The organism is Peribacillus butanolivorans (genome assembly GCF_001273755.1).
Lineage (GTDB): Bacteria > Bacillota > Bacilli > Bacillales > DSM-1321 > Peribacillus > Peribacillus butanolivorans.
In genome coordinates, this window is the sequence record NZ_LGYA01000005.1 from 84,245 (window position 1) to 101,473 (window position 17,229).

The window sequence follows — 17,229 nt, forward strand, 5'->3', positions numbered from 1 at the left end:
ATGCCGACACCCATCATTGAAATTAAAAACATGTCCAAGTCGTATGAATTGGGCGGTGAAACCGTCAAGGCGCTGCAAGATGTATGTTTTACAATAAATAAAGGGGATTTCGTTTCTATCATTGGGCCCTCTGGTTCAGGGAAATCTACGTTTATGAATATGATTGGCTGTCTCGACAAGCCCGACACAGGCGAATATCTTTTGGATGGAAAAGAAGTAGAAAAGATGAAAGATAATGAGCTAGCCGCCATTCGAAACATAAAAATTGGCTTTATCTTTCAAAACTTTAACCTGTTAGCGAAATTGACGGCGCTGGAAAATGTCGAACTTCCCCTTGTTTACCGAGGTGTAAGTGTAAAGGAAAGAAAAGAAGTTGCCAATGCCTGTCTAGAAAAGGTCGGCCTCAATGACCGGATGAACCATTTGCCAAGCCAACTTTCAGGAGGACAGCAGCAAAGAGTTGCGATTGCCCGTGCCCTTGCAGGTAACCCTCCTGTTTTATTGGCAGATGAGCCTACGGGAGCTCTTGATAGTAAAACAAGTAAGGAAGTACTGCAAATGCTGAAGAATCTTAATGAAAAGGGACAAACAATCATTTTGATTACCCATGACTTGGAAGTTGCAAAAGAGGCAACACGGGTCGTTCGGATACATGATGGACAGTTGTTTGAAAACGGAGGTGATTGGATTGAATCTGAGCGAATCAATGAAGATGGCTATACGCAGTATCAAAACCAATAAAGTCCGTGCTTTTTTAACTATGCTTGGAATTATTATTGGAGTGGCCTCCGTGATTGTACTTGTTTCGATTGGGCAGGGATCTTCACAGTCCGTTCAGGAGGAGATCAATAGCTTGGGGACTAACCTGTTAACGGTCAGTGTCTCAGATACAGATTCTGTAGAGCTGACGGATGACACAATTGAACAGTTTAAAGACCTGAGCGGGATATCAGAAGTTGCACCTGTGGTCTCAGGCCGTGTTTATGCTAAAAACGGTGAAACTTCTACACAGGTTTCAATGACCGGTACGACGTCCTCCTATATTTCAGTGAGGGATTTAGAGCTTAGCCAAGGCCGTTTTTTAACGGATATGGAAACAGAGTTACGCTCTAAGGTGGTTGTCTTAGGGTCTGATACAGCTGACACGCTTTTTGAAAATCAAAAAGCGGTGGATCAAAACGTTCTTATTGGCGGTGTTTCCTATCGGGTAATCGGCGTGTTGAAATCAGTAGGTACCTCTATGGGATCAAGTGGTGATGATGTAATCATTGCACCAATCACAACTGCAAAGCGTGCTACGAGTAGCACGACCATCGGAACAGTGTATTTAAAAGCAGAGAACGAGAATATTGTAGAGCGTGCGATGTATCAAGTACAAGGTACAATGACGACATTATTCCCAGGTCAGAGTGATAACTATTCCGTGTCCAATCAAGAGGATTTAATGGATACAATGAGCTCGGTGTCAGATACGTTTACGCTCATGCTTGGTGGTATCGCAAGTATTTCATTACTTGTAGGTGGAATTGGAATTATGAATATAATGCTGGTATCCGTTTCAGAGCGGACGAAAGAAATTGGAATCAGAAAGGCTATTGGGGCGAATCGGAAATCCATTCTACTTCAGTTTTTAATTGAAGCGGTTGTCTTGAGTTGCTTAGGTGGGTTATTAGGAGTAGGAATTGGACTTGGAATCGCTAAATTGGTTTCAATTGTTTCAAGCTTAACAATCAGTTATTCGTGGTCGGTGACAATGATGGCCTTCCTATTCTCCATATTTATCGGTGTTGTCTTTGGTGTATTTCCTGCCAATAAGGCATCTAAATTAAATCCAATTCAAGCACTGCGTCACGAATGAACATACAATTTGAGAGAAAGCAGGCGATTAAAAGCCCGCTTTCTTTTGCATATGAAAAAGGATAAAATCAACATATATCACAATTGAAGCGGTTGGGAGGTACCCTGCATGAAGGTTTTGGTGGTAGAAGATAATGTTTCATTATTAGAGTCGATCCGACAAATTCTGACGGATGAATATGAAGTCGATACAGCAGATAATGGGGAAGATGGGCTATTCATGGCCCAGCAAAGTATATACGATATTATCATTTTGGATGTAATGCTTCCGGGAATCGATGGATTTGAAATCGTACGGAAAATCAGGGAAGCAAAAATAGATACAAGTGTCTTGTTTTTGACGGCAAAAGATGCGCTTGAGGATCGTGTCAGAGGATTGGAAATGGGTGGCGATGATTATTTAGTCAAGCCGTTTCAGGCACCGGAACTTAAGGCCAGGATTCGTGCCCTGCTTCGAAGGAGTGGCATTATATCGCTTGAGCAGCATGTGAAATACCGTGGAATTGAGCTATTGGAAAAAGAAAAGGATATTTTGGTTGATGGAAAGGTCATTAAAATGACCTTGAAACAGTTTGAATTACTGGAGTATCTAATTCAAAATAATAGGAAAATATTGACCCGTGAGCAGATTTTCGACCGCATTTGGGGGTTTGATTCAGATACGACGATTGCCATTGTGGAAGTGTTCATCCATCACCTTAGGAAAAAGTTGGAACCCTTCAATTATCATAAAGATATTCAAACCGTTCGGGGTATTGGTTATATGCTAAAACAACCATAAGGGGATTAATATGTTCCAAAAAACACGGCTTCAACTAACATTATTGAATTCTATCGTCTTTATTGTCTTAATAGCCATATTAAGCAGAACGATTTATTTCTATACGGAAAATCAGATATATAGGGATGTCAATGATTCACTTAAACAGGATTACAGGGGTTTCAGTAATGGAGGCATGCCAGGCGGACGTCCGCAAGGTGAGTTTCTCTTAGGTCCGGGCCCGAGTGTCATCGTTTGGGGACCGGATGATACTATCATTGAGCCAAGACTAAGTGTAGACAATTTTATAAAGGTTAATGAATCGGAATTTTACCCTAAAAGATTCGATGAGATTGAAGAAATATCAGTAAATGGGGCGACGTATCGTGCACTTTCCACCAAGGTCGATACGGAGTATGGAGAGATGACCGTACAATTCATCAGGAATGTAGATACAGAAAAAGAAATGCTCGATCGCTTGTTGCTCATATTGTTTGTTGGTGGAGGAATTGGAAGCTTAGTGGCCGTTGGCGCAGGCTATCTTCTGGCAGGAAGGGCTCTAATACCAGTCAAGAAATCCTGGGATCAGCAGCAACAGTTTGTCTCGGATGCCTCTCATGAAATTCGAACACCGCTTGCCGTCATTCAATCGCGAGCTGATTTGCTATTTCAATCACCGAACGCGACAATCGAGGAAAAAGCGGTTGATATATCGATTATATCTAAAGAAGTCAGGAGGTTGAATAAGCTGGTAAATGGTCTTTTAACCTTGACTCGGACGGATTCGAATCAAATGGAGGTCAAAAAGGCAAGCTTTTTCCTGGATGACTTACTTTTGGAAATTGTGGAACAGTATACGGATATAGCTTCTTTCGAAGAAAAAACAATTACTAGTTATGCTCCTAATCAGGTTGTTTTCCTTGGCGATAAAGAAAGAACACACCAGTTACTGGTGATATTAGTGGATAATGCCATGAAATTCACGGATGAGGGTGGTGTAATTTCCATTTCCTGCGTTAAAAATTCATCTTCGATTATTCTTTCTGTAGAGGATAATGGAAAAGGCATCCCCCAGGAAGAAATTCCAAAGATTTTTAATCGATTTTATCAAATTGAGCAGTCTCGCTCCGCAAATGAAGGTTCAGGATTAGGCCTGTCTATTGCTGAATGGATTGTCAACACCCACCAAGGGACTATCAAAGTGACTAGTGAACCGAATACAAGCACTCGTTTTGAAATAACTTTTCCTAGAAACCAAAAAAATAAATAATGGTTTTAAAAAGACCTATAACAGAAATCGATTTTAAATACTTTTTATTTAAATATAGAAATAAAAAAGACTCTTATTTTTCCCAGTCACTTAAGGAAAAATTAAGGGTCTTTTTAGATAATCTCCTTATAAGAAATAATACATTTTGTTACGAAGGAGAATTGTATATGGTGAAATTTAGTAAGTTACACTTTTTGATTGGGATAGTAGCTTCAGTCCTTTTAGTTGTTCAAGCAGTTTTCGGCATCATGATGTATGTGAATGGCGGTGACACACAGGAGGAGATGGCCGGACAAAGGATGATGGGCCAGCCTACTAACACCAACACTACTGACTCGGCTACAACTGATGACTCGACAACAGAAGATTCAACGGATAGCGATACGGCAGCGACCGATGATTCAACTACCGCTACGACCCCTAATCGTGGACAGGGCAATATGGGGACACCTTCTCAGGGGTGGCCTAACGGATCTGGAACTCCAGGTGAGATGCCGAGCGGTGGGGGCTTTCAAGGCGGAGACTCTTTAGCAGGTAAAGTTATCAACTTTTATCAAGGGGTGGGTGGTTTGGCCACATCTATTATCGTCCTTGTCATAGGAGGAGCTGGATTAGTCACGTCGGTGATGTCCAGAAAATCTGCAGCTTAAAAGAAATTATTATATATACATATAGATTAGGGTAAACTACATGTTTTATGAATAGATGATGAGTGAACACTGTTGCCTGAATGTTTATAGCAAGTAGAAGTTTTTATAAGAACATTTCTGCAAAAAAACTATACGTCTTTAGTGTTTGTGATAGGATTCAAAGCATGTAAAGAGAGGGTTCCTTATATAGAGGAGCCTTTTCTTTATGTTTAGAGAGTTAGCATTCCTGTAAATTTCCATTTTGAAAAAGAAAGAAAATAATTGCACTTGAAAAAATATTAGTATAATATATAAATTTGAAGATGTACGTACAAGTAATGCAATATGGATTAAATAGAAAACGTTTGCATAAAATTTTTGAGGGTATCCTACTATTAATGCACGATCATTAAAATTCACCTTAGTGGAGGCAGAATACATGAAATTTCTGATAGCAATTTTAGGGTTGCTTATTGTTTTTGGACTAGCCTTGTTGGCAAGCAGTGACCGAAAGAAAGTCAAAGTTAAACCGATTATCCTCATGGTGATCATGCAGCTTATTTTAACTTATCTATTATTAAATACGAAGTTTGGTTTAGTGATAATCAATTCGATTGCCGATGCTTTCGCAAAGCTCTTGGGTTGGGCAAATGAAGGGATTACATTTGTATTTGGTGGGATTGTAAACGAAGGAGCATCGCCGTTCTTTTTAAATGTCCTTCTTCCTATCGTATTCATCTCGGCATTAATCGGGATTTTACAGCACTTCAAAATCCTTCCGTTCGTCATGAAGTGGATCGGCTACCTGCTTAGTAAGGTGAATGGAATGGGGAAATTGGAATCTTACAATGCGGTAGCATCAGCAATTGTCGGCCAATCCGAGGTTTTCATAACCTTGAAGAAGCAACTCGGTTCCATTCCGCCATCACGTATGTATACGCTTTGTGCGTCAGCCATGTCAACCGTATCGATGTCGATTGTCGGAGCTTATATGACCATGATTGAACCAAAGTATGTTGTGACGGCTATTGTTATTAACATGTTTGGTGGATTTATCATTGCATCCATTATTAACCCTTATACGGTAACGGATGAAGATGATATTCTCCCTGTTGAAGAAGGGGCAGAGAAGCAGTCGTTCTTCGAAATGCTTGGGGAATATATCATGGATGGATTTAAGGTTGCTATCACTGTAGCCGCGATGTTAATTGGTTTCGTTGCACTAATTGCAGGAATTAACAGCTTATTCGATATGATCATCGGCATCAGTTTCCAAGACATCTTGGGGTATATTTTTGCACCGTTTGCTTTTATCATGGGGATACCGATTTCAGAAACCGTGACTGCAGGCGGAATCATGGCGACAAAACTAGTAACTAATGAATTTGTTGCCATGCTGAGCTTAGGGGACGCATCAGCAGCCTTGAGCGATAGGACGATAGGAATCGTTTCGGTTTTCTTGGTTTCATTCGCGAATTTTTCATCTATCGGAATCATTGCAGGTGCTGTTAAAGGCCTACATGAAAAACAAGGTAATGTTGTGGCTCGTTTCGGCTTGAAGTTGCTATACGGTGCGACTCTTGTCAGCATTCTATCAGCAATCATCGTCAGTGTGATCCTTTAAATCACGGGATTAGACAGCTCATCAATATACTGAATAACATTCAAGGCACTTGGGTATATCCCAAGTGCCTTGAATGTTATTCGGCGGATTGGGAGACTCTTATTTCTTGATGGGAATTGAAGGGGATTAGCATGCTGGTATATAATACATAAACAGCATAACTAGCCATGAAAAGGGAGTGGAGGATGACAATGAATAAGAGTGAAACGGCTATCTTTGCAGGAGGTTGTTTTTGGTGCATGGTTGCTCCCTTTGATGATATGGATGGGATTATTAAAGTAACATCGGGTTATACAGGTGGTAATGTAGTCAATCCCAGTTACAAACAAGTGATTTCAGGTACGACTGATCATGTAGAAGCTGTTCAAGTAGTATTTGATCCATCAATCATTTCCTATAAAGAACTATTAGAGATATTTTGGCAGCAAATTGATCCGACTGATGATGGTGGACAGTTCTCGGATAGAGGTAAGCAATACAGGGCAATAATTTACTATCTAAATGATCAGCAAAAAATGGAAGCGGAGCAATCAAAGGAAAATTTAATGATGAGCGGACGGTTTAAAAATCCTATTATTACGGGTATTTTACCCTCAGGGGAATTTTATGAGGCCGAGGAATACCATCAGGAATTCTATCGGAAAAATCAATTTCGTTATGCATTGTATCGTAAAAGCTCAGGACGCGATGCTTTTATAAAAGAAAATTGGCCTAAGGATAATGCTCATCTCAGAGAAACTTTAACCGAGAGTCAGTTTCATGTCACCCAAGAAAATGGGACAGAGCCACCTTTCGATAATGTATATTGGAATCACTTTGAAGAAGGCGTTTATGTGGATGTCGTTTCAGGGGAGCCCCTTTTCAGTTCACGGAATAAGTATGATAGTGGATGTGGGTGGCCAAGCTTTACGAAGCCGATCATGTCGGCAAGCGTCAATGAAAAAATGGATCTAAGCCATCGGATGACCCGGACGGAGGTACGCAGCAGAGAAGCTGACTCACATCTTGGTCACGTTTTTCCGGATGGTCCTGGTCCTAAGGGCACGCGCTATTGCATCAATTCTGCCGCCCTTCGATTCATTCCTAGAAATGAAATGGAGCGGGAAGGTTATGGAGATTTATTGTTGCTTTTTTCAATGAAATAATTAGTTGAGATAGGGGAACGTAAATGGATATAAAAGATGAATTGTTATATCGATACATCCTTGATCACTCTTCCATAATTACGGATGGAGTCGGCTTATTAATAGCGCATTTGATCAATTGAACCATGAGTTCACTGAGCAGTATTATCTTTTGACAAAAGAACGTTTACTAGCGCAACAGGAACTGATTAATGAATTAGGTGCTCCAGTTATTCCTATTGTTTGATGCTATTGCGGTATTGCCATTAATCGGGGAAATTGATACCTTTTTAGGCAAAGGGGATTTTGATTACTACTCCAGGCAAATGTATTAGTAGAAATGTTTCTCACTTATTTATCGACTTATCGGGTGTGACCCATCAAATCTATCAATGATAAGTACCCTTAATTTATTAGGCATTCAATCTACAATTTCCGGAATTCGTCCTGAAGTAGCACAGACGTCCATTCAGCTAGGATTGGATTTTAGTCACGTTTCGACTCACAGTACTCTTAAGCAGGCACTTTCCAAGCAAGGAATCAAACTATATGAAAGAAAACGACTCAAGGGAGTATAGAGTGAAAAAGAACCAGATCCCAATAAGGGATCTGGTTCTTTTTAGTGATTTTATAACTTGAATGAACTCTTCAATCCAACAATTTGGTTGAAGACCAAGTGATCAGCTGCAGTGAGTTTTGAATCAACATTGTAATAGCCGTGTCTGAAGAATTGGAATTTATCCTGAGGCTTAACATTTTTCATGTTGGGCTCAACAAATCCTTGTAAAATTTCTATGGATTCAGGGTTTACCCGCTCCAAGAATGATTTTTCTTCTTCTTCTTCACTTTCCTTATCCAAAATTAAAGGTTGGTAGTTACGGAATTCTGCTGAAACAGCTTGTGTAGCCTCGACCCAGTGCAGTGTCCCTTTCACTTTACGACCAGTGAAACCAGATCCGCTTTTTGTTTCAATATCGTAAGTGCAGCGAAGTTCAATGACGCTTCCGGCTTCGTCTTTTATCACTTCTTCACATTTAATGAAATAAGCATGTTTTAAACGGACTTCATTGCCCGGGAAAAGACGGAAATACTTTTTCGGGGGATTTTCCATGAAATCGTCCTGTTCGATATATATTTCACGTGAGAATGGAATTTGTCGCGTACCCATCTCCGGAACTTCTGGGTTGACCTCAGCATCCAGCCATTCAACTTCATTTTCTGGATAGTTGGTGATAACTACTTTAAGAGGCTTTAGAATAGCCATGGTCCGTGGCGCCTTCAGTTTTAGATCTTCTCGAACGAAATGATCGAGCATTTGAGAGTCTACGACACCGCTAGTTTTCGCAACGCCTATTTCAAGGCAGAATGCACGAATAGCTTCGGGTGTATAACCGCGTCTTCGTAATCCTGATACGGTAGGCATACGTGGGTCGTCCCAGCCGTCCACAAAGGCTTCATCGACAAGTTGCTTCAGCTTCCGCTTGCTCATTACGGTATTTGTCAGGTTTAGACGGCCAAATTCGTATTGCTGTGGCTTACTTTCCATTTCGCAGTTTTCAACAATCCAATCATAAAGCGGGCGTTGATCTTCAAACTCAAGCGTACAAATGGAGTGTGTGACTCCTTCAATTGCATCTTCAATAGGGTGGGCAAAGGCGTACATTGGGTAGATGCACCATTTGTCGCCGGTATTATGGTGTTCTGTATGGGAGATTCGGTAAATAACGGGATCGCGCAGATTAATGTTAGGTGAGCTCATATCGATTTTTGCTCGCAGTACTTTTGTACCGTTCTCGAATTCGCCGCTACGCATCTTTTCAAATAACTCAAGGTTTTCCTCGACTGTTCTATTGCGGTACGGGCTATCTTTTCCCGGCTCTGTTAACGTTCCACGATATTCGCGGATTTGGTCGGCATTCAGGTCATCGACGTATGCCAATCCTTTATTGATGAGCAGTACAGCTCTTTTGTACATTTCGTCAAAATAATCGGACGCGAAAAAAAGGTTATCCCAATCGTAACCGAGCCATTTCACATCTTCCTTGATAGAATTGACATACTCAATATCTTCTTTCAATGGATTGGTATCATCAAATCGAAGGTTGGTTTTACCATTAAATTCATCAGCCACTCCAAAATTCAAAATAATTGATTTGGCGTGCCCAATATGTAAATATCCGTTTGGCTCAGGAGGGAAGCGGGTGATAATATGATCATGTTTTCCGGACTCTAGATCATCTTTTATAATATTTTTAATAAAATTCGAAGAGTTATTTTCCAACTGAATTCGACCTCTTTCATTTATATACTTCTTTTAATTTTACCTGTATATATACCATAAATACAGATATTTTTCCATGTTCGAGCCGGAATCAGGGTTTTAGAATACGTTCTTAAACAATTCATCTAGTATTTAGTTTGCACAATCAGATCGGAAATATCCCTGAAACTTTAATCATTTATGTGAGGAAACTATCTAACTAGTATTTAATAAACAAAAAACGAAATCTATTGATGGGTTTTATCGAATCACTTTTATAAAAAATAAGCAATACAGGAATCAAGCCTGCATTGCTTAATAAAGGATTATAGTTAAAATACCGTTGTTTGTAAAAATTCCTTCGTTCGCTCTTCTTGTGGATTGGAGAAAAATTCTTTTGGTGGGCCACTTTCTACAACCCGTCCATTATGCATGAAGACAATCCAATCCCCAACTTCACGGGCAAAGCTCATTTCATGGGTAACGACTACCATTGTCATCCCCTCTAAGGCAAGTTCCTTCATCGTAGCTAGTACCTCACCGACAAGTTCAGGATCGAGAGCAGAGGTGGGCTCATCAAAGAGGAGGATATCCGGCTTCATGGCGAGAGCTCGAGCGATCGCAACCCGCTGTTTTTGGCCACCGGAGAGCTTGCTTGGATAGACATCTGCTTTATCTGATAACCCAACTTTGGCAAGTAGCACTTTTGCTTCCTCGATGGCTTGGGCCTTAGGGATTTTTTTGACGTGAGTCGGTGCTTCAATAACATTTTCGAGTACGGTCATGTGCGGGAAGAGATAGAAATGCTGAAAAACCATTCCAACTTTCTCACGAATTTTATTAATATCGTGGGTACCCGGCTCTACTTCAGTTCCTTCGATAAGGATTTGTCCGCTGTCTTTCTTCTCCAAGTAGTTCAAGCAACGGAGCAGGGTGCTTTTTCCGGAACCGCTAGGCCCAATCAGACAGACAACGTCACTATCTAATACCTTCATATCAATATCTTTTAGCACGTGAAGGTTTCCATAAGATTTATTTAAATTCCTAATGCGAATCATTTCTTTTTGTTCCATTTCAATTCCCCCTATCGATCACTAATGGACAGTTTCTTTTCAAATGTATTGACGATAATGGTCAGGAATGCCACAAGAATTAAATAGTAGACCGCTACAATCAATAAATATGTCATTTCATCAAAATTATTTGAACCTAACGTAGTGGCTACGTTAAACAACTCATTCATGGATATGAAGGCAGCCAGTGATGAATCCTTCAGTCCGATGATGAATTGGTTGCCTAGTGGCGGCAATGCGCGTCGGAAGGCTTGTGGTAGGATGATCCTTCTTAATGCGAGTGCATTGCTCATGCCAAGGGAACGTCCAGCCTCCATTTGGCCTTTGTCAATGGATTGGATTGTACCGCGTAAAATTTCAGAGATATAAGCTCCGTTATGAAAGGCTAGGGCAAGTGACGCTGCCCAGAAGTCTGGTAGTAGGAAGAGATTGCTGATACCAAAATAGAGAATAAATATCTGTACGATAAGCGGTGTTCCTCGTACCAGGAATACGTATGTATCTGAAATCCATGCAAGAATTTTTATATTAGAAATTTTTAAAAGTGCGAAGAGTAACCCGATGATAATTCCTACTAATATGGAAACCACCGTAAGCTCCAATGTGAGGAGCATGGCTCGGATAAACACATCCGATGAGCTAAATAATGTATCAAAAAAATGAGAAAAGCTTGGCAATGTAAAAACTCCCTTTCTATCAATCTTTATTCAGGTTTAGTAGTGATATCTTCCCCAAAGTACTTTTTGCTAATTGCTGCAAGTGTTCCATCTTCTCGGAGGTTTTCAAGTGCTTCATTAATGCGTATCAGCAGCTGGGGGTTATCGTTCGGTAGAACTATGGCCTGCTCACTGCGTTCTATCAATTGACGACCTTTGATGTCGAATCCTTCTTTGGTCGCTTCTTTACCGGTTACAAAGTCAGTAATAACGGCATCATGACGACCTCCGCTTAATGCTTTAAGAGCGGTGATATCACTGTCGTAGGTTTTTACATTGGTTGTATACTTTTCTGCTGTGGTTGCGTATGTGGAGCCTTTAGAAGCGGCAACTTCCTTTCCCTTTAAATCTTCGACTGTTTTGATATCACTATCGGATCGGACGAAAATTTGTGGACCTGAGTAGTAATACGGGGTGGAAAAAGCAACATGTTTACTTCGTTGTTCATTAATTGTATGACTGGCAACCGCGGCATCTGCCCGACCGGTTTTGACACCCTCGACGATTCCCTTAAATTTAATCCGCTTTGGGACCGGTTCTAGACCAAGTTCTTTCGCGATTGCTTCCCCGACTTCAATATCAAATCCTGTTACGGTCATGTCATCATTAACGTAACTAAATGGCTTGAATTCACCTGAGGCAGCGAATACAAACTGGTTCTTATTGATCAGCTTACTACCATCCTCTAGCTGATCTTTTTCAGCACAGCCGGACAGAAGACCAAGAATAATCAGTAATACTAGAATGAATTTAACTGATAATTTCATGATTATTTCATTTCCCCCTTTGAAAAAAACTAATAGAATGGTCTATACCCTAATGAGATCGTGAATAACCTTATTTTACAGGAAAAATAAACCAAATCAATAAAAAGTCAACCCTGAATAGGCCGACTTATGTTCTTCAACTAAAGAGGCAAGTTAGCTTCATGCTGGGTTTTTCTGAATAGACTGACTTTAACTTTGCCTATGTGTTGAAGTATAATATAGCAAAATAGAAGAAGGGCAGTTGGGAAAATAGTGAGCAACTTTGTGCAAGAACAGTTACAGGAATTTCGTGTAAAAAATCAAGATAGAGGTCGTTTAATTATAAAATGTCCGGACCAACCAGGAATTGTTGCGACGGTTACGGCATTCCTTAAAGAACATGGAGCTAATATTGTTGAATTGAGCCAGTATTCCATGAACCCAGAGGGCGGCACCTTTTTTACCAGGATTGAATTCGATTGCCCGGGCTTAAAGGAAAAGGCTTTGGATATGGAAGTCTCCTTTCAAGAAATTTCGACAAAATTTTCGATGCAATGGACATTTAACTATGTGAGTGATTTAAAGAGGACGGCAATCTTCGTTTCTAAGGAGCCACATTGCCTTCTGGAATTGCTATGGGAGTGGCAAAGCGGGGATCTATTGGCTGATATTGCGCTTGTCATCAGTAATCATGAAGATACGAGGCAAATTGTCGAATCCATGAACATTCCTTTTTATTATATTCCTGCTAATAAGGACATACGTAGGGAAGTGGAAGCACAACAGCTTAAACTTCTGGAAGAATTTAATGTCGACCTAATTGTACTAGCAAGATATATGCAGATATTGACGCCTGATTTTGTGGCTGCACATCCGAATAAAATCATCAATATCCACCATTCGTTTTTACCTGCGTTCATCGGGGCCCGACCTTATGAAAGAGCTTATAATCGAGGTGTTAAGCTGATTGGGGCAACTTCGCATTATGTAACAAACGATTTGGATGAGGGTCCAATTATCGAGCAGGATATTGAACGTGTCGATCACCGTGATTCTGCAGAAGATATGAAGAAAGTCGGCCGTTCAGCTGAACGCAGGGTACTTGCCCGTGCTGTTAAATGGCATTTGGAAGACCGTGTACTTGTTCATGAAAATAAAACAGTAGTCTTTTAATAAGAACCCCCCATTTGGCATGGAAATTTGCCGAAGGGGGGTTTTTGTATTGAATAAGTAATGATTAATACGTATATTCTACCCTTACTGAGGCCGTGATGTTTAATTCTCCAGGCTGAATAGGGGTAGAGGCCATTTTTGTATAGGAACTGGTTTGGAAAAGGGTGGGTGGCGAAGTTTCTGAGAGTTCCTCAACCTGATTAGGGACTGGATTCAATGAGATTCCTAACGTTCGAGCCATGGAAAGGGCCTTTTCGTATGCATTTTTTAAAGCAAGCGAAAGTGCCTGGTTATAGTAAGCTTCTGGATTGGATAAGGAAAAGCGAATGCTTGTAATGGAATTGGCACCACTTCTGACTGCTGTGTCGATTATGCTGCCTATTTTTTCAATGTCAGTCGTTTTGGCCTGGATAATGTGCTGGACTTTATAGTTTTTAAACAATTCTTTTCCTTCGATATAATCATATTGTGGATCAATTCTGTAATCACTTGTTTTTAATTGCTCTTCTGGAATGCCAATGGATCTAAGAGATGCAATGACTTTCGCTATTGCTTGAGAATTGGCCTGCTGAGCTACCTGAGGGTCCACATCCTCGGATATAACTCCAAGGGTGATTACGGCTTGGTCAGGAGCAGCCTGGAGCGTTTCTGAACCGGAAACTTTCAAAGTATGATTCCTGCTATGTTGATAATCCCGGTCAGGAACAATAAATTCTTGATTCATTTTGACACCAACCTTTTTAAAGAGATAATCTCAACCCTATTGTACGAAGTATTAGGGGGAAACATGATTGAAATATGAAATATCCCGGCTGCTATTAATTCTTTCGGTACATTTAAAGAAAAAAGGGATGTCTATCAGAATGTTTTTTAATCTGTTTTAGCTTAAAAAAAGATACAAAAAAACACTCGGCCTAAAACCGAGTGCGTTTTATTTATGAATGACTTGAACCCTGCCAACCTGGCCATCTGTCAATCTTACTTTAATACCATGCGGGTGGCTGCTGGAGTTGGTTAAAATATCTTTTACTGTTCCACGTGTTAGCTTTCCGCTGCGTTGATCTGCTTTAAGAACAATGTCCACAGAGGTACCTGGAGTAATATCTTTTCGATTTTGACCGTTCATGTTTAATTCAGTCCTTTTTAGAGTTATTTGCAACCTTTGATAGTGCAGTAACTTCAGTATAAGGAAAACAGCAGACCTAGTCGACTTTTAGATAACAATCACGCAAAGCTCTATTGAATCTTTTTAAGCGGCTCGACAGCAGGGCCATTTAATACTTCACCAGTGATAGAGTAACGAGAAGCATGACATGGACAGTCCCAGGTACGATCGCCGCTGTTCCATGCCACCTCACAACCCATATGAGTGCATGTGGAATCTACAATATGAAGCTGGCCTTCATGATCACGATAACACCCGGCTTTATCTCCATTTACCTTGACGATGGCTCCTTCATCGATACCTAAGTCTTCTGGCGTTTTATGAATAACTGCCAATTTACTTTTAATCATATGCTTCGCTACATCAGCGTTGTCTTCGACTATATTTTTCATTCCTTTTATACGGGCTGGATTATATAGATCTGCATATCGGTTGTCCTTTTGCAAAATATGATCAGTTAAGATTTTTGCAGCAATTGATCCATTCGTCATACCCCATTTCGCAAAGCCGGTTGCAATGAGAACGTTTGGATGATTAGATGTCACTGGGCCGACGAATGGCAGATTATCTGGTGTCACAATATCTTGTGCTGACCAGCGATAAGGAATATCTTTTACATTGAAATATTGGAAACTAAAGTCCTGTAAGGCTTCATAATGTTCAATTGTCGAAATACCCTGACCGGTTTTATGGCCTTCCCCGCCTACAAGTATAAGTTTTTCCCCATTGTCCTCTGTATAACGAAGGGAACGGGTAGGGTTGTCAGCGCTGTAATACATACCACCGGGGTATTCCTGTTCGGTCTTAATTCCAAGAACATAGGATCTTTTTATATGAGTACGAGCAAAGTATAATCCCATTTCATCATTAAAAGGGAAGTGAGAGGCAACAATTATATGGTTGCTTTTGATTGTATGCCCCGTTTCAGTTATAACGGTTGGTGGCTTGCCGTTTTCAATTTTCATAGCCGTTGTACGTTCATAGATGTTCCCTCCAGCTTCCAGAATAGGGGGGATGAGGGCTGTTAAATATTTTAATGGATGAAACTGTGCTTGGTCCTTCATAATCACAGCAGCTTTACATGGAATAGAGAAAGGGATCTTTTCTGCATAATCCCCTCGAATGCCAAGTTTTTGATAGGCCTTTAGTTCCTCTTGGATTTTACTTTTATATTCATCGGTATTTGCGTATACATAAGCATCTTGAACATTCAAATTGCATTCAATAGAATGTTCTTCTATCAATCCTTTGATAAGCTCCATTCCTTCAGTGTTGGCTTCATAGTAAAGTCTGGCCTTCTCCTCACCGTGATCAGTAATCAACTGGTCGTAAATCAAGCCGTGCTGGGCCGTGATTTTTGCGGTTGTATGGCCAGTTGTTCCATTAAGTATCTCGCTTGCCTCAATGAGTGTGACTTTCACACCTTGCTTGGCTAATAGATAAGCTGAAGTGATACCCGTAATTCCTCCACCAACAATTAAGACATCAGTTGTTATATCTGTTTCTAGCTTAGAAAACGAAGGAAAGGATAAAGTACTGCGCCAATATGGCTCCGGATATTGAGGAAGTTCTGTATTTTTTTCGGTCATTTGAATACCTCCATACGTTTCATTAGTGGTTTGTCCATTTATTACCATGCCCAAATTCTCTTTTTTTACGCTAACTTTTGAAAGAAGAAGACTATTAAAAGTTAGTTTTTTGTCTGTTTACAATATTGTATACATGTAAACAAAAGTAGATGGTTTGTACACAAAAAAGTAAACATGTTTACAAATGAGTACACATGGCTATATATATGGGTGTGTACATATTTGTTCCTAATGTATACAAAAATGAATACAATTCAACAAATAAAATAAAGCCACTACTTATGAAGGGTTGACTAATATAGAAATCTTTTCTATTGAGAGTGCTCCACCTGGTTTTTTTATGAAAAAGAAGATGTTTTTAGATGAGTTCTAGAATCGCAGCAGTAGACGTAGGAAATGATGCAATTAAAGCTATTTTTGGAAAGCTAGAAAACTATATATACCAAATGTCATTGCAAAAGACATGAAGATCGGCCGGTCATAGGAATCGAAGAACTCGATGTAAAAAAAACTTGGGAAGGGATACATACTAGAGTCCATTCACCAGCCTTGCAAGACAATAATGCCATTTATCGTGTCGGAAATTTAACGAAAAAAAGTGATAACCCAACAGAACTAGATTTGGGGAGCAGTAAATCAGAGGAAGGCCAAACATTAGTATTTGCGTATACATAAGCATCTTGTACATTCAATAGAATGTTCTTCTATCAATCCTTTGATAAGCTCCATTCCTTCAGCATTGGTTTTATAGTATAAGTCTGGCCTTTTCCTCACCGTGATCAGTAATCAACTGGTCGTAGATCAAGCCGTGCTGGACCGTGATTTTTGCGGTTGTCTGGCCAGTTGTTCCATTAAGTATTTCGCCTGCCTCAATGAGTGTGGCTTTCACACCTTGCTTGGCTAATAGACAAGCAAGGTGATACCAGAAATTCCTCCACCAACAATTAAGACATCAGTTGTTATATCTGTTTCTAGCTTAGAAAACGAAGGAAAGGATAAAGTACTGCGCCAATATGGCTACGGATATTGAGGAAGTTCTGTATTTTTTGCGGTGATTTGAATATCTCCATACGTTTCATTAGTGGTTTGCTTATTTTTTACCATGCCCAAATACTCCTTTTTTACGCTTTCTTTTTTATGAAGAAGAGTATTAAAAATTAGTTTTTTTTGTTTGTCTGCAATATTGTATACATGTAAACAAAAATAGGTGGTTTGTACACAAAAAAGTAAATATGTTTACAAA

At 40.0% G+C, this 17,229-nt stretch carries 15 protein-coding genes and 1 pseudogene; 9 read left to right on the plus strand and 7 right to left on the minus strand.

All coding sequences use genetic code 11. From position 1 onward, the window contains the following. From AKG34_RS22440 to msrB, 7 genes are all read left to right on the plus strand, one after another. Positions 1 to 741, plus strand: a complete 741-nt coding sequence (locus AKG34_RS22440) for an ABC transporter ATP-binding protein (protein WP_053348367.1) — start codon at positions 1 to 3, stop codon at positions 739 to 741. After that, a complete protein-coding gene (locus AKG34_RS22445; protein ID WP_330219192.1) occupies positions 680 to 1,858 on the plus strand; it encodes an ABC transporter permease in 1,179 nt (392 codons plus the stop codon). Before AKG34_RS22440 ends, AKG34_RS22445 begins: the two co-directional genes overlap by 62 nt. 108 nt (positions 1,859 to 1,966) lie before the next feature. Next, entirely contained in the window at positions 1,967 to 2,638 is a 672-nt protein-coding gene (locus AKG34_RS22450; protein ID WP_053348369.1) for a response regulator transcription factor, read from the plus strand. Positions 2,639 to 2,648: 10 nt separating this feature from the next. Further along, the gene (locus AKG34_RS22455; RefSeq protein WP_053348370.1) at positions 2,649 to 3,887 is read left to right on the plus strand and encodes a sensor histidine kinase; all 1,239 of its coding nucleotides are present in this window, start codon (positions 2,649 to 2,651) and stop codon (positions 3,885 to 3,887) included. Positions 3,888 to 4,054: 167 nt separating this feature from the next. Beyond that, positions 4,055 to 4,537 (plus strand): hypothetical protein, encoded by a 483-nt coding sequence (locus AKG34_RS22460; protein ID WP_053348371.1) that lies wholly within the window; start codon positions 4,055 to 4,057, stop codon positions 4,535 to 4,537. 418 nt (positions 4,538 to 4,955) lie between these two features. Then, positions 4,956 to 6,140 carry a NupC/NupG family nucleoside CNT transporter gene (locus tag AKG34_RS22465; RefSeq protein WP_053348372.1) on the plus strand — a complete coding sequence of 395 codons (1,185 nt, stop codon included), beginning with the start codon at positions 4,956 to 4,958 and terminating at the stop codon, positions 6,138 to 6,140. 185 nt (positions 6,141 to 6,325) lie between these two features. Beyond that, the gene (gene msrB / locus AKG34_RS22470) at positions 6,326 to 7,285 is read left to right on the plus strand and encodes a peptide-methionine (R)-S-oxide reductase MsrB (protein WP_053348373.1); all 960 of its coding nucleotides are present in this window, start codon (positions 6,326 to 6,328) and stop codon (positions 7,283 to 7,285) included. A 607-nt stretch (positions 7,286 to 7,892) separates the two neighbouring features. Here the strand turns inward: msrB and AKG34_RS22475 are convergent. The 4 genes from AKG34_RS22475 to AKG34_RS22490 all read right to left on the minus strand — a co-directional run bounded on the left by AKG34_RS22475 (position 7,893) and on the right by AKG34_RS22490 (position 12,080). Then, entirely contained in the window at positions 7,893 to 9,545 is a 1,653-nt protein-coding gene (locus AKG34_RS22475) for a glutamine--tRNA ligase/YqeY domain fusion protein (RefSeq protein ID WP_053348374.1), read from the minus strand. Between the two features lie 311 nt (positions 9,546 to 9,856). Continuing rightward, positions 9,857 to 10,597 (minus strand): amino acid ABC transporter ATP-binding protein, encoded by a 741-nt coding sequence (locus AKG34_RS22480; RefSeq protein WP_053348375.1) that lies wholly within the window; start codon positions 10,595 to 10,597, stop codon positions 9,857 to 9,859. A gap of 11 nt (positions 10,598 to 10,608) precedes the next feature. Next, positions 10,609 to 11,274, minus strand: a complete 666-nt coding sequence (locus tag AKG34_RS22485) for an amino acid ABC transporter permease (protein WP_053348376.1) — start codon at positions 11,272 to 11,274, stop codon at positions 10,609 to 10,611. Between the two features lie 26 nt (positions 11,275 to 11,300). Further along, the gene (locus AKG34_RS22490; RefSeq protein WP_053348377.1) at positions 11,301 to 12,080 is read right to left on the minus strand and encodes a transporter substrate-binding domain-containing protein; all 780 of its coding nucleotides are present in this window, start codon (positions 12,078 to 12,080) and stop codon (positions 11,301 to 11,303) included. Positions 12,081 to 12,332: 252 nt separating this feature from the next. Between AKG34_RS22490 and purU the strand changes: the two genes are divergently transcribed. Then, complete coding sequence (gene purU, locus AKG34_RS22495) at positions 12,333 to 13,232, plus strand: formyltetrahydrofolate deformylase (protein ID WP_053348378.1); 900 nt, start codon at positions 12,333 to 12,335, stop codon at positions 13,230 to 13,232. A gap of 64 nt (positions 13,233 to 13,296) precedes the next feature. On the opposite strand, the gene AKG34_RS22500 is transcribed toward purU, so the two are convergent. The 3 genes from AKG34_RS22500 to AKG34_RS22510 form a co-directional block, all read right to left on the minus strand. Continuing rightward, positions 13,297 to 13,956 carry an SIMPL domain-containing protein gene (locus tag AKG34_RS22500; protein WP_053348379.1) on the minus strand — a complete coding sequence of 220 codons (660 nt, stop codon included), beginning with the start codon at positions 13,954 to 13,956 and terminating at the stop codon, positions 13,297 to 13,299. 207 nt (positions 13,957 to 14,163) lie between these two features. Beyond that, positions 14,164 to 14,358 carry a YwbE family protein gene (locus AKG34_RS22505; protein WP_053348380.1) on the minus strand — a complete coding sequence of 65 codons (195 nt, stop codon included), beginning with the start codon at positions 14,356 to 14,358 and terminating at the stop codon, positions 14,164 to 14,166. A 110-nt stretch (positions 14,359 to 14,468) separates the two neighbouring features. After that, entirely contained in the window at positions 14,469 to 15,986 is a 1,518-nt protein-coding gene (locus AKG34_RS22510) for an FAD-dependent oxidoreductase (protein WP_053348847.1), read from the minus strand. 362 nt (positions 15,987 to 16,348) lie between these two features. Between AKG34_RS22510 and AKG34_RS27250 the strand changes: the two are divergent. Then, positions 16,349 to 16,658: pseudogene (locus tag AKG34_RS27250) on the plus strand (ParM/StbA family protein); the annotation flags it as partial. Positions 16,659 to 17,229 lie beyond the last annotated feature (571 nt).

Excerpts from the sequence above, each read along its gene's own strand:
- AKG34_RS22500 (WP_053348379.1), bottom strand. The coding sequence starts at position 13,956 with ATGAATCAAGAATTTATTGTTCCTGACCGGGATTATCAACATAGCAGG.
- AKG34_RS22465 (WP_053348372.1), top strand. The coding sequence starts at position 4,956 with ATGAAATTTCTGATAGCAATTTTAGGGTTGCTTATTGTTTTTGGACTA.
- AKG34_RS22480 (WP_053348375.1), bottom strand. The coding sequence starts at position 10,597 with ATGGAACAAAAAGAAATGATTCGCATTAGGAATTTAAATAAATCTTAT.
- AKG34_RS22505 (WP_053348380.1), bottom strand. The coding sequence starts at position 14,358 with ATGAACGGTCAAAATCGAAAAGATATTACTCCAGGTACCTCTGTGGAC.
- AKG34_RS22490 (WP_053348377.1), bottom strand. The coding sequence starts at position 12,080 with ATGAAATTATCAGTTAAATTCATTCTAGTATTACTGATTATTCTTGGT.
- msrB (WP_053348373.1), top strand. The coding sequence starts at position 6,326 with ATGACAATGAATAAGAGTGAAACGGCTATCTTTGCAGGAGGTTGTTTT.
- AKG34_RS22450 (WP_053348369.1), top strand. The coding sequence starts at position 1,967 with ATGAAGGTTTTGGTGGTAGAAGATAATGTTTCATTATTAGAGTCGATC.
- AKG34_RS22440 (WP_053348367.1), top strand. The coding sequence starts at position 1 with ATGCCGACACCCATCATTGAAATTAAAAACATGTCCAAGTCGTATGAA.
- AKG34_RS22460 (WP_053348371.1), top strand. The coding sequence starts at position 4,055 with ATGGTGAAATTTAGTAAGTTACACTTTTTGATTGGGATAGTAGCTTCA.
- AKG34_RS22455 (WP_053348370.1), top strand. The coding sequence starts at position 2,649 with ATGTTCCAAAAAACACGGCTTCAACTAACATTATTGAATTCTATCGTC.
- AKG34_RS22510 (WP_053348847.1), bottom strand. The coding sequence starts at position 15,986 with ATGACCGAAAAAAATACAGAACTTCCTCAATATCCGGAGCCATATTGG.